At 52.3% G+C, this 24,956-nt stretch carries 14 protein-coding genes; 3 read left to right on the top strand and 11 right to left on the bottom strand.

Annotated features, from left to right (window positions below; genetic code table 11):
- Positions 1 to 28: 28 nt before the first annotated feature.
- Positions 29 to 3,136: a SusC/RagA family TonB-linked outer membrane protein gene (locus MRY86_RS20170; RefSeq protein WP_293571846.1), complete on the bottom strand. Its 3,108-nt coding sequence runs from the start codon at positions 3,134 to 3,136 to the stop codon at positions 29 to 31.
- A gap of 491 nt (positions 3,137 to 3,627) precedes the next feature.
- On the opposite strand from MRY86_RS20170, the gene MRY86_RS20165 reads away from it, so the two are divergent.
- The gene (locus MRY86_RS20165) at positions 3,628 to 5,523 is read left to right on the top strand and encodes an FAD-dependent oxidoreductase (RefSeq protein WP_293567682.1); all 1,896 of its coding nucleotides are present in this window, start codon (positions 3,628 to 3,630) and stop codon (positions 5,521 to 5,523) included.
- A 29-nt stretch (positions 5,524 to 5,552) separates the two neighbouring features.
- Here the strand turns inward: MRY86_RS20165 and MRY86_RS20160 are convergent, their stop codons facing one another.
- The 7 genes from MRY86_RS20160 to MRY86_RS20130 all read right to left on the bottom strand — a co-directional run bounded on the left by MRY86_RS20160 (position 5,553) and on the right by MRY86_RS20130 (position 16,405).
- Positions 5,553 to 6,671 (bottom strand): family 10 glycosylhydrolase, encoded by a 1,119-nt coding sequence (locus MRY86_RS20160; protein ID WP_293567684.1) that lies wholly within the window; start codon positions 6,669 to 6,671, stop codon positions 5,553 to 5,555.
- A gap of 195 nt (positions 6,672 to 6,866) precedes the next feature.
- On the bottom strand, positions 6,867 to 7,397 hold the full coding sequence (locus tag MRY86_RS20155) for an RNA methyltransferase (protein WP_293567686.1): 531 nt from the start codon (positions 7,395 to 7,397) through the stop codon (positions 6,867 to 6,869).
- Positions 7,398 to 7,422: 25 nt separating this feature from the next.
- Positions 7,423 to 8,892: a gliding motility-associated C-terminal domain-containing protein gene (locus MRY86_RS20150; RefSeq protein ID WP_293567687.1), complete on the bottom strand. Its 1,470-nt coding sequence runs from the start codon at positions 8,890 to 8,892 to the stop codon at positions 7,423 to 7,425.
- An 82-nt stretch (positions 8,893 to 8,974) separates the two neighbouring features.
- Positions 8,975 to 10,408: a hypothetical protein gene (locus MRY86_RS20145; protein ID WP_293567689.1), complete on the bottom strand. Its 1,434-nt coding sequence runs from the start codon at positions 10,406 to 10,408 to the stop codon at positions 8,975 to 8,977.
- Positions 10,409 to 12,031 (bottom strand): CTP synthase, encoded by a 1,623-nt coding sequence (locus tag MRY86_RS20140; protein WP_293567691.1) that lies wholly within the window; start codon positions 12,029 to 12,031, stop codon positions 10,409 to 10,411.
- Positions 12,032 to 12,193: 162 nt separating this feature from the next.
- Complete coding sequence (locus MRY86_RS20135) at positions 12,194 to 14,359, bottom strand: S46 family peptidase (RefSeq protein WP_293567693.1); 2,166 nt, start codon at positions 14,357 to 14,359, stop codon at positions 12,194 to 12,196.
- A gap of 18 nt (positions 14,360 to 14,377) precedes the next feature.
- Positions 14,378 to 16,405 carry a Na+/H+ antiporter NhaC family protein gene (locus MRY86_RS20130; protein WP_293567695.1) on the bottom strand — a complete coding sequence of 676 codons (2,028 nt, stop codon included), beginning with the start codon at positions 16,403 to 16,405 and terminating at the stop codon, positions 14,378 to 14,380.
- A 138-nt stretch (positions 16,406 to 16,543) separates the two neighbouring features.
- Here MRY86_RS20130 and MRY86_RS20125 point away from each other — a divergent pair, with 138 nt between their 5' ends.
- The gene (locus MRY86_RS20125) at positions 16,544 to 18,766 is read left to right on the top strand and encodes a T9SS type A sorting domain-containing protein (protein WP_293567697.1); all 2,223 of its coding nucleotides are present in this window, start codon (positions 16,544 to 16,546) and stop codon (positions 18,764 to 18,766) included.
- Between the two features lie 8 nt (positions 18,767 to 18,774).
- Here the strand turns inward: MRY86_RS20125 and MRY86_RS20120 are convergent, their stop codons facing one another.
- Complete coding sequence (locus tag MRY86_RS20120; RefSeq protein ID WP_293567699.1) at positions 18,775 to 19,554, bottom strand: tRNA pseudouridine synthase A; 780 nt, start codon at positions 19,552 to 19,554, stop codon at positions 18,775 to 18,777.
- A 74-nt stretch (positions 19,555 to 19,628) separates the two neighbouring features.
- Here MRY86_RS20120 and MRY86_RS20115 point away from each other — a divergent pair, with 74 nt between their 5' ends.
- Complete coding sequence (locus tag MRY86_RS20115; protein ID WP_293567701.1) at positions 19,629 to 20,873, top strand: DNA/RNA non-specific endonuclease; 1,245 nt, start codon at positions 19,629 to 19,631, stop codon at positions 20,871 to 20,873.
- A gap of 1 nt (position 20,874) precedes the next feature.
- Here the strand turns inward: MRY86_RS20115 and MRY86_RS20110 are convergent, their stop codons facing one another.
- Together MRY86_RS20110 and MRY86_RS20105 are read right to left on the bottom strand one after the other, a co-directional pair.
- Entirely contained in the window at positions 20,875 to 21,288 is a 414-nt protein-coding gene (locus MRY86_RS20110) for a response regulator (RefSeq protein ID WP_293567703.1), read from the bottom strand.
- Positions 21,269 to 24,838 carry a PAS domain-containing protein gene (locus MRY86_RS20105; protein WP_293567705.1) on the bottom strand — a complete coding sequence of 1,190 codons (3,570 nt, stop codon included), beginning with the start codon at positions 24,836 to 24,838 and terminating at the stop codon, positions 21,269 to 21,271. Before MRY86_RS20105 ends, MRY86_RS20110 begins: the two co-directional genes overlap by 20 nt.
- Positions 24,839 to 24,956: the final 118 nt, after the last annotated feature.

The following is a 24,956-nucleotide window of genomic DNA, read 5'->3' as shown; positions in this document are numbered from 1 at the left end:
GTTTTGTCAGTGAACAGTTGAGTCATACTTAGAACCGGACGCTCAGGTTGAATTGAATAGAGCGCGTTGATGGCACACCAAACATTTCGAGGCCCTGTGCATTGCCTACAGTGTAGGTCGATTCCGGATCAATGTTCTCTGTCTTACTCCACAGGATGGCCAGGTTACGTGCAGCGATACCAAACTTCACACCCGTAACACTAGGCAAACGGTCGATTACACTTTGTGGTAAGTTGTAGGAAAACATGATCTGACGAAGCTTTGCGTAGTCGCCATCATAAATGAATTCCTCTGTAATACCTGCAACGCGTCCGTAGTAGTCTTCAATATTTGCTGCATCAACTGAGCCGATACCTGTTTCTCTGCCCACAAGGGTGTTTTGGTGCAAACCACGCAGGTAAGCAAAGGAATTCGTTGCTGAGTAGATTTTTCCGCCAAGGCGGGAATCGATCAGGAAGCTCAGGCTCATGTTTTTATAGCGGAAAGTATTGCCAAAACCTATCATTGTAGGTGCTACACCGGTACCAAAGTGGGTGAACTCTCCTTGAAGGGGAAGCCCGTTGTCGTCGAGGACAATTTCACCAGCTTCGTCACGTTGATAAGCAAATCCTGCAATTTGGCTGTAGGGAAGGCCCTCTACATGCTCAATGTATGCAGAACGTGTGCGGCTTTCATCTGCCCGGAAAGTCTCTTCGTCATTTTCAGGATCAAGCAGACTTTCTACTACGTTTTCATTGTACGCATAGTTAAAGGTAACGTCCCAGCTAAACTTATCGGTAGCAATCGGAGTTCCTGTCAGCATAAGTTCCACACCCCGGTTGCTCATTTCGCCCAAGTTGACGATTTTAGAGCCAAATCCTGAAGTAGGAGAAACAGCACCGCTAATGATATCCTGTTCTGTTGTACGATCATAGTAGGTAAAGTCAACCCCCAAACGGCCTGTAAAGAATCGCATATCAATACCGGCTTCAAATTCTTTAGTCAAGAGTGGTACAAGATTAGCATTTGGAATAGAGCCGTTGGCAATACCTCCAAGTGCTTGTCCTAAGTGGCCCTGTCCAAAGATACCGTAGTTGAGGTTCAACTGATAGGGTGTTGCGGCTGCGCCAGGCCCTGAACCAGTAGCGTAAGAAGCCCGTAGCTTAAGGAAGTCTACAGAACGTGGTAACACAAGAAGATCAGACAGTACAGCACTCACGCCTGCAGAATAATACTCCTGATTGTTTTCACCTTCCCCATCACCGGTTGGCGAAGTAAGCGTGGAAAACCAGTCATTACGATAAGTACCATTAACATAAATGGCACGCATAAACCCTACCTCAGCGGATCCAAATAGTGCATTTACCTGCGTTTCCTCCGTATCAAAGGAAACAGACTGGTTTTGAAGATTAGGCAATGCGTGTAGGAATGGAATATTAAAGTTGCTTCCGGAACCACCTGTTATATCGATAAGGTTTCTTTGCTGGTTACCACCCGCGAAAAGGCTAAGGCTTACGTTTTCAGAAACATCCTTGTCATATCCAAGCAAAAGCTCCGTATTGATTTCCTGCTGTACCCGCATTCCTTCGGACAGCTGTCCTCTTGGGCTGTATGCTGTTCCGTAAGGTGTAAGGTTACGCGTGCGATTTGTAAAGCGGTCAAGGCTTAGCTGTCCGCGTGCGTACAGGCCACCTCCAATTTCGTACCGCATTTGGAACTTACCGATCAGGCGGTTCTTGGTGTTGTCGTTGTCAAACTGATGGGCTGCCCAGTAGGGGTTGGTCACAAAAATGTTGTCGTTAAACTGCAACTCTTCACCTACATTTCCAAGGCCCGCATCGGCTTGCTCCGGCGATACCGCACCAAGTTTGTTTGGATCGCCCTTAAGCGTTTCAACATCAATGGTAGCAGGCAAGGACCATGCTGTGTAGTTGGCATTACCAGGCGAATCAGAAAGACGGGGCCGGTTGTTGGCATTCTCGTATACGTACATTGCAGAAGCAACCGTTGAAAGCCGGTCACTTAACTGAGAGTTGATACGCATGGTGAAATTCCGTCGGGTAAGGCCTGAGTTAGGCATGATATCGCTGTTATCCAGATTGGAAGCTGAAAAACGGAAGTTCGTCATGTCAGAGCCACCTGTCAGTGTTAAGGTGTTGATAAATGACAGACCTGTATCATAGAAACGGTCAATATTGTCTCCCGCATCACCGTATGGCCGTTCAACTCCATCAAACTGCATTACGTTCCGGCTAGCGTCTAGTGGTTCGCCCCATGCGTAGAGCTGTTGTTCCAGTGCTTGTGCCGCTGTTGTGGGAGCAGTACCGTTAAGGCCGTGTCCATATTCCCGCTGAAAATCGAAAGTGTTCATCAGTTGCTCTGCACGAACACTGGTATTGAATTCTACACCAATACCTTTGCGCTTTTTGCCACTTTTAGTAGTGATCAGGATTACACCATTGGCTGAGCGGTAACCATAAAGGGCAGACGCAGAGGCACCCTTCAAAACAGAAATCGTCTCAATATCTTCTGGATTGATAGAAGATATACCATCACCACCATCAGCACCGCCCCACATACCGGCGGAGCCCAGGTTGGTGTTGTCGATCGGGATACCATCCACCACATAGAGTGGCTGGTTACCGCCGGAAAGGGAGTTGTTGCCCCGGATGACCACACGGGAAGAACCCGCTGCACCCGTTGCAGTAGTAGCAACGTTCACACCGGCTACCTTACCGGAAAGGGAGTTGACCACGTTCATTTCGCGTGCTTCCACAAAACCGGTGGGGTCCACTTCCGTTACGGAGTAAGACAATGCTTTCTTATCCTTGGCAATACCCAAGGCCGTGACAACCACCTCGTCCAGGTTAACACCCGCAGAGAGTTGTACATCAATCTTGGTCTGACTGCCCACCGCCACTTCCTGTGTTTCGTAGCCGGTGTAGCTGAATACCAAAGTGGCATCTTCTCCAACTTTAATGGAGTAGTTGCCGTCCAAATCGGTTAGCACCCCGTTTGAGGTTCCTTTCTCGATGATGTTCACCCCGATTAGGGATTCACCATCAGAGGTGACCGTACCCGTGACGGTCTGCTGTGCCACCAACGGGAACGCCAGCAGCATGGCAAAGCATAGGGTCGTTAGTAGTTTTTTACTCATTGTTTTGAATTTTGTTGATCACAATCATGAAAATTGGTTACAAGGCTTAGTTGATGATATAGTCGCGTTTTCATGACTTTGGGGATACTATAATAGCAAGCCTACCGGTCATGCCAGATAGGTAATGTTCGATGGGAAGGCAGGAAAACTAAAGGCTAAATCCATTAACCGCCGTTTTTTGCCTGTTTCAGATTTGCATTTTACGGGTAGGCCAAAAAGCTGGAATTTCCTATTGGTAATTTTGCTTCCTGCCCTATTTTATCGCTTTCCGGGGACTAATTTATGCATAATTGTTAGATTCGCACAATAAATTTGAGAAAATTGTGTGCGCACACAATTTTAGATATGCAGTAAATCAGTTGCCGGTTGTTGCCGGAATTTGCACGTTTTTGCCTAATTGTGCGGGAAACGTTGCAAACCTGGCTTTTTCAGGCTTCTGATTTAGCCCAAACTGCTGAATTCCTTGCATCAAAAAAAAATGACTTTATAAAATGAAAAAAAACTTAGCCTGTTACCTGATGATTTGTTTTGTCTCCCTGCTGATGGGATGTGCCGGCTCAGATGCACCGGTGTCCGATCCGGTATATGATGTGCTTGTTGTCGGTGAGGGCACAGGCGGCACAGCTGCCGCCATTCAGGCCGCGCGGTCCGGTGCTCAGACAGCCCTGGTCAATCCGCTGCCGTGGTACGGTGGGATGCTGACTTCAGCTGGTGTGAGTGCCATTGATGGCAACCATGAAATGCCGGCGGGGCTTTGGGGGGAATTCCGGTCTGCCCTCTACGATTACTACGGCGGCCCGGAAGCTGTCTTCACCGGTTGGGTGAGCAATACGCAGTTCGAGCCGCATGTGGGGGCGGCAATACTGGATTCCATGATACAAAAGGAAGCGTTGCTGACGGCTTTACCATCTACAAGGTGGGATTCGGTCTGGCGCTCCGGTGACCTGTGGGCCGTCCGTACAATATCCGAATCCGGAAGTACACAGGTTTTGAAAGGCAAAATCCTGGTAGATGGCACTGACCTCGGGGATGTAGCGGCAGCTGCCGGTGCAGACTTCTGGGTGGGGATGGACAGCCGGTCCGAAACAGGTGAAAGCATGGCGCCAGAACAAGCCAATACTATTGTACAGGACCTGACCTATGTAGCCATTCTTAAAGATTATGGAGAAGGCAAGGCTCCGCTCTTGGAAGCACCCGAAGGGTACGACCCGGAGGAGTTCTTCTGCCTTTGCCGCAAGCGCTGCGATGACCCGGAGCGTATTGAGTGCGATAAAATGCTGGACTACGGCAAGCTGCCCAACAATAAATACATGATCAACTGGCCCATCATCGGCAACGATTATTATGTGAACGTGATGGAAATGACCGAAGAAGAACGGGCAGCGGCTTATGAACAGGCGAAGCTTCAAACCCGGCAGTTTGTGTACTACCTGCAGAACGAACTGGGCTATACCAACCTGGGGCTTGCAGATGATGAATTCCCCACTCAGGACCGTATGGCACTAATGCCCTATCATCGCGAAGGGCGGCGCATCAAAGGGTTGGTGCTTACCACCATCAATCACATCAAAAGCCCTTTCGATAACAATCAGCCCCTCTACCGCACGGGTATTGCTGTGGGGGATTACCCGGTCGACCACCATCATGAGAAAAACCTGGATGCGCCGGAGATTGATTTCCCCAAGGTGCCTTCCTTTAACATCCCGGCGGGCAGCTTAGTCGCTAAGGACGTACCCAATCTGCTGATGGCCGATAAGGCCATCTCGGTAACCAATATCGCCAATGGCTCCACTCGTCTGCAGCCGGTAATCCTGCAGGTAGGGCAGGCGGCTGGCCTGATGGCGGCAATGGCTGCTCAACGAGGGCAGCGTGTGTCAGATATGCCCGTGCGCGAAGTGCAGCAGGGCATGTTGGAGGCTGGTGGTTACCTGATGCCGTATTACGATGTAAAACCCGGCGATCCCCACTTTGAAGCCATTCACCGGATCGGTGCTACCGGTCTGCTGGCAGGCACGGGTGAGCCTTACAAGTGGGCCAACCGGACCTGGTACTACCCGGACTCCATCCTGACAGACACTGCTCTGTCGCAGGGGCTGGCCCGCTTAGGCGTGTTATGGAACAAAAAGACTACTGCAACCCCCATCACCTTAGCTCAGGCTAAAACCGCTCTGGTCCAATTGGCAGGGGCACTGTCGCTGGAGGTTTCCTGGCGGGGAAAGCCCGATGCATTCGAAGCTGCTGTGGCAGAAGTGGGACAGGCTGCCGGGCTCGACCTGCCCGGAGCAGATGCCCCAATCACCCGACGGCAATGGACCGTGTTAGTGGATGAACTGATAAGCCCCTTTCAGCAGCTGCCGGTTACGTTTGAAGGCGTGCTGAAGGAGTAAACGGTTAGCCTCCGCCTGCCAGGCTGGGGCTAATACAGTTCTTCAAAAAAGGACTCCTGCCTTTTCAGCCCTTCATAAAAGAAGAACACCTCGCCTTCCAATCCGAGCGAGCGATTGTGTTCCACCATTTGGCGGAGCAAAGTGTCGGAGGCGATGTAGTCGCCGACTTTCAGGAGGATGCCAGGGGCTAGCAAACGATGATGTTCTGGTGCAACCTGTTCATTAACGATGGCATCAAGGGCGGAGCGGTAAGCCTCAATATTATAGCGGTAGACCTGCGGGCAGATTTCATCCACCCAGCCGTTTTCCACCCAGGCCGGCCAGTCTTGGAGGTATTCGAATTTGCTCCAGGGGTAGATGCTGGGCGAGAAGGAAAGCGTCAGGGTATTGTCCAACGCCCGAAGCTCCCGGCTCATCCGGCCCATGAAGTCGTTGAGGCGGTTGGCGCGCCAGTCCACCCAGGCGGTATCTTTATAATTCATCGGTGGGCGCTGCCCATCGTGTTCTGTTTGGTAAGCGGCTACCGTGAGGCTATCGTAACCGGCCAGAGAGGGCAAAGCAGGCAGGCGGTCGTCGCCCTGAATGCCATCTACATCGTACTTTTCGACTACCTCTTTTACCAGGCTCAGCACAAAGTCCTGTACCTCTGGGTCGAAGGCGTTCATCCATTGAAACCCATTTTTGGAGACGATCTGCCCGGCGGAGTCCCGGGCGGCCCAATGTGGCTTTTGCCGGAGCAAGTAGCCGCCATCTGCTTCTTCATAAGAGCTGGCGAATCCAAATTCGAACCAGGCAACCACTCGGATATTTTTAGCATGAGCGAGGTCAATGAGCTCCTGTAGCGGATCGCGACCTTCGAGCTTAGGGTCGATAGGTACATCAAAGGTTTTTTCCATAACCGCACTTGGGTAGAGGGTATAGCCCCGGTTCCAGGTGACGGTATAGATGGTGTTGAAGCCCAGGCGGGAGCAGTGCTCCACTGCGGCTTGCAGCCCGGCTTTGGAAAAGAGGGCGTCACTGTCTACGTTGGTCAGCCATACGCCGCGGGTGGGTTGTGGTGTGGGTTCCGCTGCCTCCTGAGTTTTGGGATTCCTACAAGAGGCAAGAACGATTAAGGTGAGCAATATTGGCAGGAGGGTCTTTGTCATCCGTTTTTTGACAAAGCTACTAAAGGTTTTTCTAACACCGGGGGCACGCTCTGACCGCCATAGTCTTGACGGAGGCGGTACCTTCCCCCGGTGATCTCGGTTAGTCTTAGCCAAGACGCCCGGCGAAGGGACCGACTTCGTTGTTCTTAAACTACGCCGGACAGGGAGAGCGCCGGGCGTCTGCGCCGGGCCTACTCAAAACCGCCACTGCCTGGTCACCTCCCAGCAAACGACCCCTACGCAGACCGCAATATTCAGGGAATGCTTGGTGCCATACTGCGGTACCTCCAGGCAGCCATCAACCTGTTCCATCGCGGCATCACTGACGCCTTCCACTTCATTGCCGAAGACCAGTGCGACTTTTTGGCTTTCCGGCCAGCGGAACTCCTGCAACCAGGTCCGCTCATCGGCCTGCTCTACAGCCAGCACAGTATAGCCCTGTCCCTGTAGCTGTGTAATAGCAGCGACGGTGTCTTCCTGGTAGCTCCAACTGACGGACTCGGTAGCCCCAATAGCGGTCTTCAGAATTTCCCGGTGCGGCGGGCAGGCGGTGATGCCGCAAAGGTGGATGTGCTCCAGCGCAAAAGCATCAGCAGTCCGGAAGGCAGCCCCGACATTCAGGCCGGAGCGGATGTTGTCCAGCACGAGGGCCACAGGTGCTTTGGGCTGTGCCTTGAAAGTGTCGATATCCGGGCGGTTGAGTTCCTGCAATTTGAGTTTACGCATAAAAGCTGTTTGTTTTTCTGATTCTTTACCGAAGGAGCTGCACACCTCCCCGCCATACCCGCCTTGTCCCATCTTTCAGGGCGAGCACCGCCTGATAGGCATAGAACCCATTATTACAAGGCACTCCGGCTCGTTGGCCGTCCCAGGTATCGTTGGGCACGCGGGAACGAAAGACCAGGCCGCCCCACCGGTCAAAAACTTCCAGTTGGAGGACCTCCTGCACGCAAGGTCCGAAGAAAATCTCAAAGTTATCATTCCGGCCATCGCCGTTGGGGGAGAAACCGGTAGGAGCATAGACATCCTCACAGGGCGGTATGATGATCCGCTGTTCAAGGGTGTCGGCACAACCGGTGAGGCTGTCGCGCACAGTAGCCAGGAAATTAGTGGTTTCCAGCAGGGTCGCTGTTGGCTCGGGGCAATCGCTGCAATCCAGTTGGTCATTGGGCTGCCAGGACCAAATCAGCGGCCCAACCCCGTTGCCACTCCCTTGCAACTGAACGGATTCTCCGGCAATAATAGTATCTTGCGAAGCTCGCACACTGGCCTCAAAGTCAACGGTAGACAACTGCAATTGCACCACGCTGTCGCACCCCAGGCTGCTTAGTAGTGTATCGGTGTAAAAACCAGGCTCATCGTACCATCGGTCGCCAACTGCAAAGGCTTGCCCGGGGCACAGGAAAGTATCCAGCATCACTTCATCCCCATTACCATCAATGATTTCAGTGATCAAAATGCTGTCATTGCAGAACTGAGCACCTGGTAAGGTATCCCGATAGGTGCCGGGCTCTGGGAATTCCCGCCCGTCAATCACCAAAGGGGCACTTGTACATAGAGTGGCTGTCTGTTCCCGCACCGGATTGCAAATGCGCAGGCTCAAATCGTCTATAGCGAAGTCATTGCCGCAATCGCCAGGCGCAAAATTAACGATACTGAGCCTGACAGCTTCCTGGTCTTCTGGCAGGGTGAAAACGATGCCAAACCGGTTCCAGCTCAGGATAGGAGTGGTCGGCAAGTTTCCGGTCGAGAGGCTTTCCAACAGCTCATCATCATCCGGATCACGGAGCTCAAAGCGGATACTGGGCTCCGTGCTTTCCCCACCGCATGCAGAGGGCGTAACGACATTGGTTATGAAGGCACTGAATTCATACCGGGTGCCGGGACAAAGGCCATCAATAAGGAGGCTGAAAAACTCACCAGGGGTATCAGCCGCATCAAAAAGGAGCATATACCCAAACCCATCATCCGGGGTGTTGTCCAGTCCATCGTGCCAATTTGCCCCATTGAGCTGCGTGCGGTTGGTGACCATGTAGGTGCCTGCCTGGGGGCTCCCGTCGTTGTAGCTGTAACTGGTTATGCCGGATGGCAGCGGTGGGCCGAAGTTGGTGCCCTGCCCAAAACCTTCGGATAGGGCGGCGGCACCGGGCTCGCCTTCACACAGCTGAGCTAATGACCAAATGGGAGATGCAAAAAGCAGGAAAAATAGCCAAAGTCTCATGGGGTTTATGGGTTATCGGTAATTAAAGACGATAAACCACCAAAATTGTTGACGACAGCCCTGGCTTTCTTTGCCTTGATTGTTAAAGCTTTCCGAATAGAATCAGCTTTACGCTGCCACTTTCTAATTGTTTTACAACTGTCCACTCTTCCTGTAGCCGCTCCAACTCCCCATCCGAAAAATCATTCATCACATTGGAGTATAGGATGTAGTGCTGTTTGGATAAATTCTTTGGCGAAAAGCCGGCTGTCCTGCCGGATAAATCTTTGAGATACTGTGGCCCGATTTCCGGAAAAGCGGTCCCTACTGTCTCCAACGGGATGCCCTGCTTATCCAGATAGCTAATCATCCGGCTTTTAAGGCGGTAGTAGGGTACGTGGGCCAGGGTGGTGTCCCAGCTTTGGGCGATGTGGTCAGGGTAGGCCCAAAAGTGCCCGGTAATCAAACCGGTGAACAGCAAAGCGAACAGACGAACCTTCCAGATTTGGTCCCATGAGCTTTGAGTAATAGCCGTAAAGGTGAGGAGCAATGCCGCAAGCAATAAAGGCAGCAAATATCGGTGCTGCTGCAGCCCGCTGTACAGCAAAAAGGTCGGCGTGAGCAAAACCAGGCTTATGCCGGCCAGCCAGAGTGCACTTTTGACTTTAGGATGGCGGAAGGTCGCCGGCTTACGCCAAATCACCAGCCCCAGGAGCAGCCAACTGAATACCATGCCGTAGTCTGCCAGCCGCCAACCCAGTACCAGCCCGTTCTTGAGCAGCCCGCTGAAGCCCACCCGTGCAAAACTTGGCGCCCATTCGGAACCAGCATGGTAGCCGACCCAGCCTTTTTCCAGATAATGGTAAAGCAGGAAAACCAGGGCTAACAGCCCGGAGGGAAGATAGGGCGGGAGCGCTTTCAGGGCGCCATACAGGTATGCCAATGGCTTTTTTGCTGCCTGAGTGTGCATTGAAAAGCGAAGGTACAGGTCAAATAAAAACAAAATCACGACCGTCATCATCCCACGGGTACTGATAGCGGCGAGCAGGAGCGCACCAAGGGCCAATGCCCAGCCTTTTTGGTAAAGCACACCAAATAAACCCAGGAGAAAGCCAAACGCCAGCACCACATCCGGGCTGACCAGTACCAACTGCCCGGACAGCGGTGGCAGCGCCAAAGCCAAAAGTGGGAATATCCAACCCCAGTCACCGGCAAAGTACCGCCCTACGGGGAACAGCAGCCCTGCAATAGCCAACACAAAAGGCAGCATGGCCCAGTGGCTTACCGCCAGCGATTTCCCAAACAGCATCCACGCAGCCGCCAGGTACATCCCGAAAAATGGCGGGTGCCCGCTGTCAATGGCATCGGGCAGCAAGAGCTGAGCAAAACCAGTTTGGTAATAATGATGAGCGTGCTTTGAGCCGAGTTGTATCGTATCCCAGAAAAAAGGGAAAGGACTGCTGTATGCAATCCCCAGAACAGCTGCGGCCAGCAACACTGGCCGCAGCCACTTTTCGGTCCGGGTGGGCGGTACCAATTACTGCTCTGAATTGTACTTCCGGTCCAGGGCCGCTTTCACAAAAGCCACAAACAAGGGTTGGGGCACTTCCACAGTACTCTTAAGCTCCGGGTGGAACTGCACGCCAACAAACCAGGGGTGGTCTTTTATTTCCACAATCTCTACCAGGTCTGTATCAGGATTAATGCCGGAAGCGATCATACCGGCTTTTTCCATAGCCTCCCGGTATTGGTTGTTGAACTCGTAGCGGTGGCGGTGGCGCTCGCTGACTTTCAGGCTGCCATAGGCTGCACTGGCTTTGCTGCGGCGGCGGACCTCACAGGGATAAGCCCCAAGGCGCATGGTACCGCCTTTTTTAGTAATCTTTTTCTGGTCGGGCATCAGGTCGATCACCGGGTGGGGGGTACCGGGGTCAACTTCCGTGGAAGAAGCGCCTTCCAGCTGCATGACGTTGCGGGCGAATTCCACAACGGCACACTGCATGCCCAGGCAAATGCCAAAGAAAGGGACCTGCTGTTCCCGTACATACTTAATGGCGTTGATTTTGCCTTCAATACCCCGCTCTCCAAAACCGGGGGCAACGAGCACACCGTCAAAATCTCTCAGCCGCTCGGCTACTTCTTCGGGCGTACCTTCGAGTTGCTCAGAGTGGATAGGGTGGACTCTGACTTTGCATTCATTTACAGCGCCAGCGTGGACGAAGGATTCGTGTATGGATTTGTAGGCATCCTGCAGCTCGTTGTATTTGCCAACCAGACCGATATTGATGGCGTAGGTCGGGTTTTTGAGCTTGCCCAGGAAGTTCTTCCAGGCATTGAGCTGTGGCTCCCGCCGGTCTTTCAGGCGCAGGCGGGTGATGGCCACCGTATCGAGCTTCTCACGTAGCATCAACAGAGGCACATCGTAGATGCTCTCCGCATCAATGGCTTCAATGACAGAGCCCACGTCAACGTTGCAGAACAGGGCCAGTTTACGACGGATTTCCATGCCGATGGGGTGCTCCGTACGGCATACCAGGATATCGGGTTGAATACCGGTGTTGAGTAGTTCCTTTACAGAGTGTTGGGTCGGCTTGGTCTTCAGCTCCTTGGCCGCATTCAGGTAGGGGATGAGGGTCAGGTGAATGACCAGGCAGTTGTCGGTGCCCAACTCCCACCGCAATTGCCGCAGTGCTTCCAGGTAAGGAAGGGACTCAATATCGCCGACTGTACCACCAAGCTCAGTAATCACGATATCGTATTCATTGGTAGCGCCCAGCAGTTGAACCCGCCGCTTGATCTCATCAGTGATGTGGGGAATGACCTGTACGGTCTTGCCCAGGTAGTCGCCGGCCCGTTCCTTCTCAATGACGGTCTGATAAATACGGCCAGTGGTCACGTTATTGGCCTGGGAAGTAGGTGTGTTCAGGAAGCGCTCGTAGTGCCCCAGATCGAGGTCCGTTTCCGCCCCGTCATCGGTCACATAGCACTCCCCATGCTCATAGGGATTGAGGGTGCCCGGATCGACATTGATGTATGGGTCGAACTTTTGGATCGTCACGGAAAAGCCCCGTGCCTGCAATAATTTAGCCAGTGAAGCTGCAATAATACCTTTACCGAGGGAAGAGGTGACCCCGCCCGTAACAAAGATGTACTTGGTCATTTGAAATTACTTTGGTAGATGCTGGTTGCCCAACAGGTTGTTTTGTTACGGGGTACAAAGGTAGGGAAAAGGGCCTTAGAATGGGAAGAATCCGGGCAGTAAGTGAAATGGGGTCTGCCGATAATCGGCAGACCCCATTCCAATGAACAATAAATCAGTCGTTTACCCTTTCTTCGGGTGTACCAAAGTCATCTCCTCCACCAGGTGCCCGGCACCGGCAAATTTATCGATGACAAACAGGATGTAGCGTGCATCTACCATAATATTGCGGCAAATGGAGGCATCGTAGTTCAGGTCACTCATCGTACCTTCCCAGGCGCGGTCAAAGTTGAGGCCGATCAGATTGCCGTAGGCATCAATAGCAGGGCTGCCGGAGTTGCCGCCCGTAGTGTGGTTGGTACCGATAAAGCAGACCGGCATTTTGCCCTCTTCTCCGTAATCACCGTAGTCTTTCTTTTGGTAAAGCTTACGCAGGCGCTGCGGCACATCAAACTCATAATCACCGGGCACATATTTCTCCATAACGCCATCCAGGTAGGTGACGGGCTCGTAGCGCACGGCATCCCGGGGCTGATAGCCATCCACCTTGCCGTAGGTGACGCGCAGGGTGCCGTTGGCGTCCGGGTAGAAGCGGCGCTCGGTGAAGACTTCAATCTGGGCGCGCATGTACTGCTGCTGCAGGTCATCAATTTCGGCTTTGATGTCGCGGTATTTGCCCGCGATATTGTTATCGTTATAATCGGAAATGGCGCGGGCCAGCGCATAGGCCACATCGTTTTTGATGAGCTTAATCAGGGCTTCCGGGCCTTCTTCCATAGCCAGTTCCAATACGCCCGGGCGGGCCAGCTTGCTTTTCAGGTAGATCATGGAGGCCAGCTTTTCAGCATCCTTGCCCGCTTCCACGTAACGCTCTACGGCAAATGGCGCCTGATGCTCATCGGAGATTTCGGTAAAGTAGTAGTCCATCAAAGTGGCGAAAACGCCCTGATCCACTGCCGGCTCGTAGTCTTTGTAGAAATCCTCCACGAATGCCCGGATGCGGTCCATACGGCTTTCCACCATGGGGGCTCCGCTGGATTCATACATTTTGACAACGCTGTGCAGCGTATTGGCCAGGCGGAACAGCTCGATATTGCGGCCGGCGATTTCCCCCACCGCGGTATTGGTCGCGGCGTAAGGCTCAAGGTCACCATACAAGCGCTCGAAGCTGCTCAGGAGGCTACCGTATTTTTCACGCCAGTCAGGATTGCCCATCACGCGTTCTTTGAACTCTGCTTCGTAAGCTTTCTTGCGGCCTACGCCATCCGTAGCCTTAATCCCCTGATTCTCACCAATCCACTTTTTCCAGTAGTTGGCAATGCGGGATTGCTTGGAGGCATACTTTATGTGTACGACCGGATCAGCCTGCATAGCGGCATTCACAACATTCAGCGCTCGGTCGCGGATACCGATCCGGATGGGGTTGACCACATCCACCCGCTGCTCAATAGCAGCAGCCGGGAGGTATTCTTCGGTACGCCCGGGGAAGCCAAAAACCAGGGTAAAGTCGTCTTCTTCCACACCGTCCAGGGAAATCGGCAGGTGGTGGCGGGGCTTGAAGGGCACGTTCTCCTCACTGTACTCCGCCGGCTTATTGTCCGGGCTGGCATAAATACGGAACAGAGAGAAGTCACCGGTGTGCCGTGGCCAGACCCAGTTGTCAGTGTCCGCACCAAACTTGCCAATAGATGATGGGGGCGCTCCGACCAGGCGGATATCCCGGTAAGTCTCCGTGATGAACATGTAGTATTTGGTGCCCTCAAAGAAATCACGCACCATGGCTTCCTGATAGTCCTCCATTTTAGCGGCAGCGGTCACTTCCTTCGTGTTTTTGTCTACCCAGGACTGCCGCATTTTGGCGTCCATCTCTTCCGTGACGTTGTTTAGGACCAAATCCGTCACATCTTCAATGCGGACAATAAAGGTGACAAACAGCCCGGGATTGGGGATTTCCTGTTTCCGGTTCATGGCCCAAAATCCATCCTCCAGGTAGTTGTTCTCCAGAGTAGAGTGGCTCTGAATCTGTCCATAGCCGCAGTGGTGGTTGGTCAGCACCAGGCCTTGATCAGAGATGACCTCCCCGGTGCAGAATCCGCCAAAATGAACAATCGCGTCCTTCAGGCTGCCCTTATTGACGCTGTAGATGTCCTCGGCAGTCATTTTCATGCCCATGCTCTGCATTTCCTGCTCATTGAGCTGGGCCAGCAGCAAGGGCAGCCACATGCCTTCCGTGGCTTTTACATAAGTGCTGAGGCAGATCGCCAGCAGCAGAATCCAAACATTCTTCATGGTTATACTTTGGTTATGTTAGTCAACTACTTTACCGAAGGTACGCACTACGCCGAACAATACGGCAAGCCCAATAACCAGCAGCAGCAGGCAAATGCCCCAGCCGCCACCTAAAAAGGTAGACAGCCCACCAGTGACTAATGCCACCGCCCCAACCGTTAAAGCATAAGGCAGCTGCGTGCGCACGTGGTCAATATGGTTGCAATCTGAAGCCAGCGAGCTGAGAATGGTGGTGTCCGAAATCGGCGAACAGTGGTCGCCCAGTACCGAAGCCGCCAGGGTCGTAGAGATGACATTGAATAAAAGCTCCATAGCAACTTCTGTTTCCACGCCCTGTGCTGCACAAATCGCCCAGGTGGTTGGAATGGCAATAGGGTAGAGGATAGCCATGGTGCTCCAGCTTGAGCCCGTGGAAAAACTAATGACCGCCGCCAGAATGAAAATAATGACCGGCATCACAAACGGATTGATGCTGTCCTGCAGGGCTGAGGTGAGGAAGGTTGCCGTATGCAATTCCTCCGTAGTGGCCGCAAGAGACCAGGCCATCGTTAGAATGAGAATAGCCGGCAGCATAGCTTTGAAACCGGTAATCATAGTGGAAATGGCATCTGCCAGCCCCATGATGCGCCCGCCCACAGTAAGGAGGATCGCTGCGATGACGCCTGAAAGGGAAGCCCACAGCAGCGCGACGTAGGAATCGGAATTGCCAATCAGCTTACCCACCTTCATCAGGAAGGAATCGCCCATATCCGGCAGGGCGCCGATGCTGCCCCATACCGCTCCCCAGCTTTGAGAAGCCGGTGCTAGTCCGGCATCAAGCAATTCTCCGTAAGTACTTGCCAGACCGGTGTCAATGAGCCCATAAAGGGTAACCAGGATGACGAGCGCAACGGGGATGACGGCATTGTACCACTTCAACGGGGCCCCGTCAATGGGGTCGAGGTTTTCCATGTCTTCTTCGGCTGCGGCGCTGCGCTTGGTGAACAGTTCGCCCGTTTCCCGTGCCCGTTTCTCAGCGGCATACATGCCTCCGAAGTCCCGTCTGGTATAGACCAGCATGAGGATGAAAGCCAGGGTCATCACCGGGTAGAAAGAGTATTTCAGAGAACTAATGAAGACCCCGTAAGGCGTTAGCCCCAGATCTGTCCCTGTTTTTTCAGTGATTTGCAGCAAACCATCATCAATGTACCCCAATTCGGCTCCAATCCAGGTGGTAATAAATGCCACAGCCGCCACCGGTGCCGCCGTACTGTCTACGATGTAGGCTAGTTTTTCCCGGGAGACCCTGAATTTATCCGTCACCGAACGCATGGTATTGCCTACGATGAGCGTATTCGCATAATCATCAAAAAAGATGGCCACGCCCAGCAGCCAGGTAATGAACTGTGCGCTGCGGGGGGAGCGGGCGTAACGCGAAAAGGCCAGGACCACCCCGGCCATGCCCCCGTTGCGGGAAATGATGGCCACCATGCCTCCAATCAATGAAGAGAATACGATAATGGCCAGGTGCCCGCTGTCGGCCAGAGCCTGAATAACATAGCGCTCTACCACATCAAACAGGCTCAGCAGTGTATAATAAAGGGATTCAATGCGCATACCTCCGGCAATAAAGGCCCCCACCCAAACCCCAACGAACAACGATACGATCACCTCCTTAAATATAAGCGCCAGTAAAATGGCGATAAGCGGCGGTACTACCGATAGCCACATCGGGATGCGGCGCAGGCGGGGTGTGCCATCGTTGCGGGCGGATAGGTGATAAAGGCGGTAGCCTTTGCCGGCATGCTGAATCAGGAGTAGTTCTCCGCGCTGGGAGAGCTCAACTGGCAATTTGGCTTCTCCACCCACGAGCGGCAGGGTATGTTTGGTGCTGTTGATTTCGAGCGTGAGCGAGTCCCCGTGCTGGGCAGAAGCGAAAACCAGGTGGCCCCGCCCGGCACGCAACTGGTAGTCTTTGCTTAGCGTCGGAGCAGAATTTTGCCCGAAGGCAAATATGGTAAGCGCACTGCAAAAGAGTAGAAAAAAGTACCGGTAAGCGTTTTTCATGCTTGCTTTTTAATAAATTCAGCCGCCGTAAAGCAGGGGCAAAGCCATAACTCCTGCGCTGTATAACTGTTCTGAGGAAATAGAATTCCGAAAGGCACACAATTAACGAAGATTTCAATAAACGACCAATTCCGAATTATGAAAAGATTGGCGCTACTGCTCGCGACCGTATTGTTCCATTCCCTTTCGTCGGATGCACAACCTTATCCGGCCATCTCCTTCCCGGTCACAGTGGATGGGGAACAAAAGGGCCTGCCCTTCGCCGGTGGGCTTAACAATCCACAGCCCAACGAAGTAGACCTTAATCAGGACGGGCTTATGGATCTGGTGATTTTCGACCGAACCGGGAACGTCCTGCTGCCTTTCCTGAATACCGGAGGGGCGTTTTCCTACGCTCCAGGCTATGCTCCTTACTTCCCGGAACTGCTGGGCGACTGGATCATTATGCGGGATTTCAACGATGACGGTGTAATGGATATCTTCGGGCAGTCCCAGCGCACTGAATTTGTGCAGGGCGTTTTAGTCTACACGGGCTATTACGAAGACGGGCACATCGCCTTTGAGCGCCTGCCCATGAAACACCCCAATAACATCATACCCTTTGTACTGTCTAACGGGACGACCACGCAGCTCTACGTAAGTAATGTGGACTATCCGGCAATTGACGACCTGGATTGCGATGGGGACCTGGACATTCTCACTTTCAATCCGGCCGGCGGCTATATTGAGTTGTTTGCCAACCGCTCCGTAGAGCAGGGCTATGGCAGAGACAGCCTGATTTTCCAACTGGTGGAAAACTGCTGGGGCGGCATTTTTGAGAATAGCATTGAGCAAGAAGTAGGGCTGGCGGAGAACCCCGGAGGCTGCTTTAGCCTGCAGGGCGGGCTGACTGAACGCCACCCGGGCAGCACCCTGCTCACTTATGATGCTGATGCAGATGGCGATAAAGATATGCTGCTGGGAGATGTTACCTACTCCACCCTTAATTTTTTGCACAACGGCGGCAGTTGCGAGCAGGCCTGGATTACGGAGCAGGAACTTGGCTTCCCTGTGGATGGGGTGACGGCGGATGTGCCGCAATTCCCGGTAGCCTTCCTGGCAGATATCGACTTTGACGGGCTTAAAGATCTGTTGGTTGCGCCCAATTCTGTCAATATTTCTGAAGACCGAAACGTGCTTTGGGCTTATCCGAATGCAGGAACAGCCGATGTGCCGAATTTCCAGTACCAGCAGCGGGACCTTTTCGTGGAGGACATGATCGATTTAGGTACCGGTGCGAGCCCTACCTTTGTCGATTATAATGCAGACGGGCTCCTTGATATGGTGGTGGGAACTGTAGGCGCCTTCGAGCCCTTTGGCGAACGAGATACCCGGCTGTACCTCTTTGAGAATACCGGCACGGCTCAATCACCCGCCTTCGAACTTGTAGATGAAGACTACCTGGGGCTTTCCGTTTTCAACTCCTACACCAATTTTGCCCCCACTTTCGGTGATTTAGACGGGGATGGCGATGAAGACATACTGGTGGGAGAGGTGCTGGGCCGCCTTTTTTATGCTGAGAATATCGCAGGTGTCGGCAATCCGATGGTTTTCGGCCCCTGGCAGTACGAGTACATGGATATAGATGTGGGCAGCCTCTCCGTGCCCCAAATTATCGATCTGGACCGAGATGGGCTGCCGGACCTGGTTATTGGTGAGCGGACCGGTAATATCAATTTCTTTAAGAATGTTGGAACGGCAAGTGAGCCTATGTTCGACCCTGATCCGGAAGCCGCCCCCAATATCCTTGCGCTGGGCAACATCAATACGGCCATCCCCGGTAGTATCTCAGGCTATTCTTCACCGCAAATCATTGATCAGCAAGGTACTTATGTTTTGGTGACAGGAACAGAAGCCGGGCAGCTGGAGGTCTACAACAATATCGAGGGCAACCTGTCCGGCACCTTCGACCTGGATTCCGAGCGCATGGGCGATGTCTATGTAGGTATCCGTACCCGTCCAGCAATAGCTGATATAGACAACGATGGGAAGCTGGAAATGGTCGTGGGCAATGAGCGTGGTGGCTTAAACGCCTTCCAAACCAACTTATGGCTGGACAGCACTTCTCCGGTGGCGGAACCGAACTGGGCAAGCCAAATGGAGGTTTTTCCCAACCCGGCACGGCATATACTTCAAGTGCAGCTGGGGCAGGAGGTTCAGGCTTCAGTGGAGCTCATTAGTGCAGCCGGGCAGGTCGTTGCAACAGCACAGAGCCAGGATGCCAGGGCACAAATATCCCTGCAAGCCATTCCAGCCGGTGTCTACTTCCTGCAGGTCACCGCTGCCGGGCAGCGGGCTATACGTAAAGTAGTCGTCTGGTAACGTCCGGGCTATTCCTCAAAATTCAGCTGGACCCTCGGCGGCTTTTCAATGTAGGGATAAGTGACGCTGGAAAGGTACAAGCCTTCCGGATAGGCAGAGCGCAGGGGGCGCGGAGGGTCATGTTCACGAAGGGGCCGCAGAAACTCCTCCTCCGTGATTTGGCCCCAGCCTACCTCCAGCAGACGGTGAACCAGGATACGGATCATGCCTCTCAGGTAGCGGTTAGCGGCAAATTGCAACCGTATCCGGGTCCGGTCTGGGTTGGCAAAAATCCGGACCTGGCGGAGGTGGCAAATCGTGGTATTGTGCCGGTCGGGCGTCAGGCAGTACGCCTGGAAGTCTTCAAACTTTAAGAGTTGTGCTGCTGCCGTTTGCATGCGGGCTATATTTGGTGCATCCTGCAGGTACAGGGCACTAAGCTCGCCCAGGAAAGCTTGTTTGCGGGTATGCAAAAGGTAGTCGTACTGCCGGTCGGTGGCATCATAGCGGGCGTGGGCTCTGGGGTGGACCGGTATCACATCGAAAATAGAAATTGTCGGTGGCAGATTCTTATTAAGGATGAACTTGAAATCCGGCCGCAGTTCCTCCGGTGTATCGAAATGCGCAAAATACTGGCTGGCATGGACCTGCGCGTCTGTGCGGCCACAGCCCACGAGGGAAATCTCATGCTTTAGAATGCGTTGCAAGATCCCTTCCATCACCCCCTGGACAGTACGCACCTCACCCGGCTGCTGCTGCCAGCCCCGGAAGTTAAAACCCTGATACGCAAAGTGCAGAAAGTACCGCATGAAAATGGATGTTTCCCGCAAATGTAGCCAAACTGGAATAGGAAAGAATTGTAACTTTGGTAAAAAATGAAACTATGTTCCGCTCCCTACTCTTCCTGATCTTACTTTGCCCGGCTTTGCTACAGGCTCAAAACCTGGACGAAGAACTCCGAGCCATTGAGACCGAACTGGCTGCCCTGGAAGCCAAAAAGAAAACCCTGAACGAGCGCCGGGAGGGCATAAAGCTGGAGCGCATACAACGCGATCTGCAAGCCATCGGGCTGCCCTCTGAATCCTACATTTTGCATTCGGCTATGGCCTTGGAATATGCCGAGGCGCACGAGCAGGCGGCATGGGTAGCGCATATTATTCTGCCGGACGTCACCTCCGGCAACGTGGGCTGTACGAATGATTTCCGGCCAGACCCCAAAGTGGCAACTGGTACGGCGGTGGAGGAAGATTATTTCCTAAAGTACCTGCAGCCTGACAGCACCTATGAGTACGATGGGTTTGGTTACGACCGCGGGCACCTGGCACCCTCTGCTGATTTCAGGTGGTCCGAAAAAGCGCTTTCAGAGAGCTATTTCTACTCCAATATGTCGCCTCAGGTCGCGGAATTCAACCGGGAGGCATGGGCCGAACTTGAAGCCCTGCTGCGAGGCTACCTGTACGAAAACCCTGGTGCACAGTTGTATGTGGTCACAGGCCCTGTGCTGGAGCCGGATTTACCGGTCATTGAACGTTCCATCAACAAGGTGTCCATTCCGGAGCGGTACTTCAAAGTAGCACTTGATTTGGAGAACGGGCGCGGGATTGGCTTCATTATGCCGAATGAAAAGATCAGCTATCCGCTGGAGAGCTTTGCCGTGCCGATAGATCAGGTGGAAGAGGTGACCGGGTTAGATTTTTTCAACAAGCTGCCTGAAGTCCAGGAAAACGAACTGGAGCAACGCCTGGACAAAAGCGCGTGGCTCCCGGAGCTAGCCGGTGGAGACGTGGAGCCTTTGTTTCCGCCCGACTTGCCGCCCAATCATTTCAATACGGTGCAAAGCCGGCAGTATATGGGCAAAGGTGAGGAGATTAATGTTTGCGGTACTGTGGTAAGCACGCGCTACAGCCGCAGCGGCAACCTTTGGCTGAATATCGACAAGCGCTTCCCCAACCAGATTTTTTCCGTCTTTATCCGCAAAAAGGATTTACCCAATTTTTCTTTCGATCCGCAGATCGTCCTGGCCAACAAAAAAGTCTGTTTCCGTGGAGAGGTAGAGAACTTCAGCGGCACGCCCACGATGAATATCCATCTGGAAGAAGCCATACAGATTGGGGTGCCGGGACAGTAGCTTAATCGAAGCGTTCGGGAAAATGCTGCTGGATCACCTTCAGCAAGTCTTCTTCTGTTAGGGGCTTGTTAAGAAAGCCGGAGAAGTTAGGTAATCTTTCTGCCCGTTCCCGGTCTTTGCTGAAAACAGAGGTGGTCAGCATTACGATAACTACGGCGCTTTGCAGTTCGTCGGGAAGCTGGGCATAAGCTTCGAGGAACTCCCACCCATTCATGCGGGGCATATTGATATCCAGAAAAATGAGGTCAGGAGGTAGCTGATCGGCTCCTTTTTCCAGGTACTCCAGCGCTGCTTTGCCATCGGGCTGATCTACAACACTCTCCGCAACTTCAGCTTCAGAAATGATAAGCTTGTGCAAATAATTATCGGCCTCATTGTCATCAACAAGCAGTATCTTATTCAGCTTTTGAGTCATATCCTCCTTTTTTTAGGGTGAAAAAGAATGTAGCGCCCTGGCCTTCTTCTGATTCCAGCCAAATCCGCCCGTGGTGCATCTCCACAATCTTTTTGCAGTTTGCCAGGCCAATACCTGTGCCCTCGTAGTCTTTTGATAGATGCAGGCGCTGAAAAATAGTGAAAATCTTGTTTTGATATTTCAAGTCAATACCAATACCGTTGTCCTTTACGGAAAACTGCCAGTAGGCCTGCTTTTCAGCGGCATGAATTTCAATGAGAGGCTCCTCCCCGGGTTTATGGAATTTGATGGCATTGCTGATCAGGTTTTGGAAGAGCTGCCGCAATTCCACCTTATAGCCCTGCAAGGTAGGCAGGTCGTTTACCTTGATCGTTGCTTGGTGTTTGGTGATGCTGGAGTTCAGGTCTTGAAGTACCTCTTGCAGCAGCACGTTGCAATTAACTGTGCCGACCTGACGGTCGGTTCCAATCTGACTGTACTCCAACAGCCCTTTGATGAGGTTGCTCATGCGCAGGGAAGCATCGCCAATGAAATTGAGAAACTGCTGCCCGTCCTCTCCTAACTGATCGCTAAAACGGCGGTTGAGCAGGCCAGAATAGCTCCGTATGGTACGCAGCGGCTCCTGTAAATCATGGGAAGCCACATAGGCGAACTGTTCCATCTCCTTGTTCTTCACTTTTAGCTCTTGGGCAAACTTTTGAATTTCCTCAAGTTTCCGCTGTTCTGTGATGTCCTGGAAGATACCGTACCAAACCATTGTTCCATCTGCTTTTTGCTCTGGTTGGGAAATGGTCCGGTGCCAGCGTATTTCATCATCAGGATGAACCGTGCGATAATCGGCAAAGAACGAGGTCAGATTTGTTTTGGACTGCTCAATCTTATCGAGAATGTCGGGAAGATCCTCCGGGTGAATGATTGAAAAGCCGACTTCGGGTTGCGCCTCTAGAAGGGCAGGTGTCAGGTGCTCATGCAAATCTTGTATACCATCACTCATAAAGGGGAATGCTATTTTTCCTTCTGCATCCATTTCCATCTGGAAGATTGCGCCCGGCACACTCGCGGTCAGCTTAGTAAGTTGCTCCTGACTGGAGCGCAACTCCTGATCGTTTTTGGCACGGGTAAGGGCATTCACGAGGACTTCGCTGAAAAGTTTTAGCAGTTTGAGTTCGCCCTCCGAATAGTCATGGACTTGCTTAACGGAATCAAAGCCCACGCAGCCCAGACATTCTTTTTCCCGCATCATGGGCACGGTCAGCAAGCTTTTAATCTGCTGCCGCTGAAGGTCGGTTTTAGCAGGGCCTTCTTCCATCTTTGAGATGTTGGGGATGATAAAGTTTTTACCCTCTACGTGGAGATTTACAAACACCATATATTCCTCCATAGGGACATTCTGGAGGCTGTCTTTCACAGATTCGATAGAATCCGCACACCATTCATGGGTATTGGAGGCTGTATTTTTTTCAAAATCGTACTGTATCACATATACCCGGTCTGCGTTCACAAACTGCCCAATCTCTTTCAGGGAGGCCTGAATGTGGCTGTCCATTTCCTCAATGGGGAAGTTGATGTATTCAGACGCAATTTTCATCAGCTTTTCCTGCATCAGGCTTTGGCTGACTAAGGCTTGCTGGGCATTTTTTAAGGGTGTGATGTCCGTAATGATGGTATTCCAAACGGTACTGCCGTCTGAGGATCTTTTGGGAGAGCCTTTGCCATTAACCCACTTGATTGTTCCATCCCTGTGGCGGATCTTCCAATCAAAGGAAAAAGTCGTCATTTCCCGGGCGGAATGCTCAATTGCTGTTTGTAGCCCCTTAGCATAACCTGGTAGAATAGCGTTCCATAGTAGGTTTACATCCTCAATAGCTTCTTCAGGGGAGATGCCCCACAGGTCATTGGACCCCTTGCTGAGGTACAATAGCTCCTGCTTACCTTCAGGGGTGTTTTTGTATTGCAGGACGGCTCCTGGGATGTTGGTAGTGAGGGAGGTCAGTTGTTCCTTGCTGTGGCTGAGTGCGATCAATGCCTGCTTCTGCTCTGTAATATCCTGGAACAGACCCTGTACTTCGGCTGTGTGGCCATTTCTCAGCACTGGTGAGCCGGTCACCCTTACCCATTTTTGGTTCCCCTTAGCAGAAATAAATTGAAAAGTATGATCGAAGCTTATATTGGAATGAATAGCTTTGTCAAGGGCCATTGTTAAGGCTTCCTGGTCGTTGGGATGATAAAATTTGATCCCGGATTCTTTATTATGATTGAAGCTCTTTGGGACTTCATGAATTCGGTAAACCTCGTCAGTCCAGGTGGTTTGCCCACTTTTAACGTCTAAGCGCCACCCTCCGACTTTAGCCATTTTCTGGGTGTCGCTAAGCAGTTGGCTGGTGAGCTGTAGTTCCTGCTCAGCTTGCTTGCGCTCGGAAATGTCCCTGATCAGGAGTATAAGGCGGTCTCCATCGTTGTCAAGATTGCCTTTAGTTTCCACCCAAAGGGCCTGATTTTCAGATAGCTTAAGGCGGTGCTCCAGCGCTTGTGGCGATGAGTTGCCATCAGCGATTGAAGAGATGAAGGCTTCAAAATCAGGCCGGTCATCATCCAGGCAATAATCTGCGACCGATTGGCCTATGGCTGTTTCTTGGTCCAGATTAAAATTGGTGTTCCAGCTTTTGGAAGCATAGGAGATGTTGCCTTTTAAGTCAGTGGTGACCAAAGCGTCCCCAATATTATCTACCAATAATCGGTATTCGGCCTCAAGTTGTTTTTTGGCAGAAATGTTGTAGCCAATACACAGTATATTATCCGGAGCTCCTTTGCTATTGGTTTGTGCAGAGAAATGCCATCTGTTCGTCTGCCATCCGCCCTGCCTTTTGGGTTTGCGTAAGTCAACTAGAAACGCCGTATTGGGTTGCTCCATGCATCGGGTTACAATATCAATGCACGCCTGATGGTCATCTGGGTGAATGGAGGGCAAAGAATCCTTGCCGATTGAAACAAAAGGGTGCCAGCCAAAGTCGTGTCTGAACTTTTCATTAAAATAAGTAAAGCGCCCTTCTATGTCTGTACTTAAAATATACAGCCCGGAGTTTTCCAGCACAGCACTGAGCTGCCGGTTTTCCTTTTGCAGCCTGATTTCAGTTTCTTTAAGGCGGGTGATATTATTGTGGGCGCCGAGCATCCTGGTGGGATGCCCGTTTTTATCCCTTATCGCCATCCCCCGGCACCTTACCCAAACAATATACCCTTTTTTGTGCCGGTAACGGACTTCCTGATCATAGGGATGGGAGGGATCTGCGAGGTGGGCGGCCAGGTTTTGTCTTGCGAGTTCAAGGTCATCCGGATTGATAAGATTTTGCCAGGACTTAGCCGTATGGGGCATTTCGGTAGGGTCGTAGCCCAGCGTTTTCCAAAACTTGGGGCTCATCCACTCCTGCTCCGGGTCGTTCAGGTCCCAGTACCAAAGCCCATCGAGGGAGGCTTCCTGCAAAAACTCAAAAACATCTTGATCAGATTGGACCAAGTCATATAGCTCCTGTTTCAGATAATGGTCTTTCATGGAATTGAAAATCAAGCAGCCTAACGGCTAAGGGGGACTGAGGGGAGGTTTTGTGCAAAATGTGATTAAATATAGTTAGGTTTGTTCATTAGTCAAGCCACGATGGGCTATTTTATGA

It is taken from the genome of Phaeodactylibacter sp., assembly GCF_022763345.1.
Classification (GTDB): domain Bacteria; phylum Bacteroidota; class Bacteroidia; order Chitinophagales; family Saprospiraceae; genus Phaeodactylibacter.
Note: the sequence above shows the minus strand (reverse complement) of the source record. Positions and strands in the feature narration are given on the sequence as shown.

Coding starts and splice junctions, on each gene's coding strand:
- MRY86_RS20165 (WP_293567682.1), top strand. CDS start 3,628: ATGAAAAAAAACTTAGCCTGTTACCTGATGATTTGTTTTGTCTCCCTG.
- MRY86_RS20110 (WP_293567703.1), bottom strand. CDS start 21,288: ATGACTCAAAAGCTGAATAAGATACTGCTTGTTGATGACAATGAGGCC.
- MRY86_RS20150 (WP_293567687.1), bottom strand. CDS start 8,892: ATGAGACTTTGGCTATTTTTCCTGCTTTTTGCATCTCCCATTTGGTCA.
- MRY86_RS20115 (WP_293567701.1), top strand. CDS start 19,629: ATGTTCCGCTCCCTACTCTTCCTGATCTTACTTTGCCCGGCTTTGCTA.
- MRY86_RS20135 (WP_293567693.1), bottom strand. CDS start 14,359: ATGAAGAATGTTTGGATTCTGCTGCTGGCGATCTGCCTCAGCACTTAT.
- MRY86_RS20170 (WP_293571846.1), bottom strand. CDS start 3,136: ATGAGTAAAAAACTACTAACGACCCTATGCTTTGCCATGCTGCTGGCG.
- MRY86_RS20130 (WP_293567695.1), bottom strand. CDS start 16,405: ATGAAAAACGCTTACCGGTACTTTTTTCTACTCTTTTGCAGTGCGCTT.
- MRY86_RS20155 (WP_293567686.1), bottom strand. CDS start 7,397: ATGCGTAAACTCAAATTGCAGGAACTCAACCGCCCGGATATCGACACT.
- MRY86_RS20160 (WP_293567684.1), bottom strand. CDS start 6,671: ATGACAAAGACCCTCCTGCCAATATTGCTCACCTTAATCGTTCTTGCC.
- MRY86_RS20105 (WP_293567705.1), bottom strand. CDS start 24,838: ATGAAAGACCATTATCTGAAACAGGAGCTATATGACTTGGTCCAATCT.
- MRY86_RS20120 (WP_293567699.1), bottom strand. CDS start 19,554: ATGCGGTACTTTCTGCACTTTGCGTATCAGGGTTTTAACTTCCGGGGC.
- MRY86_RS20125 (WP_293567697.1), top strand. CDS start 16,544: ATGAAAAGATTGGCGCTACTGCTCGCGACCGTATTGTTCCATTCCCTT.
- MRY86_RS20140 (WP_293567691.1), bottom strand. CDS start 12,031: ATGACCAAGTACATCTTTGTTACGGGCGGGGTCACCTCTTCCCTCGGT.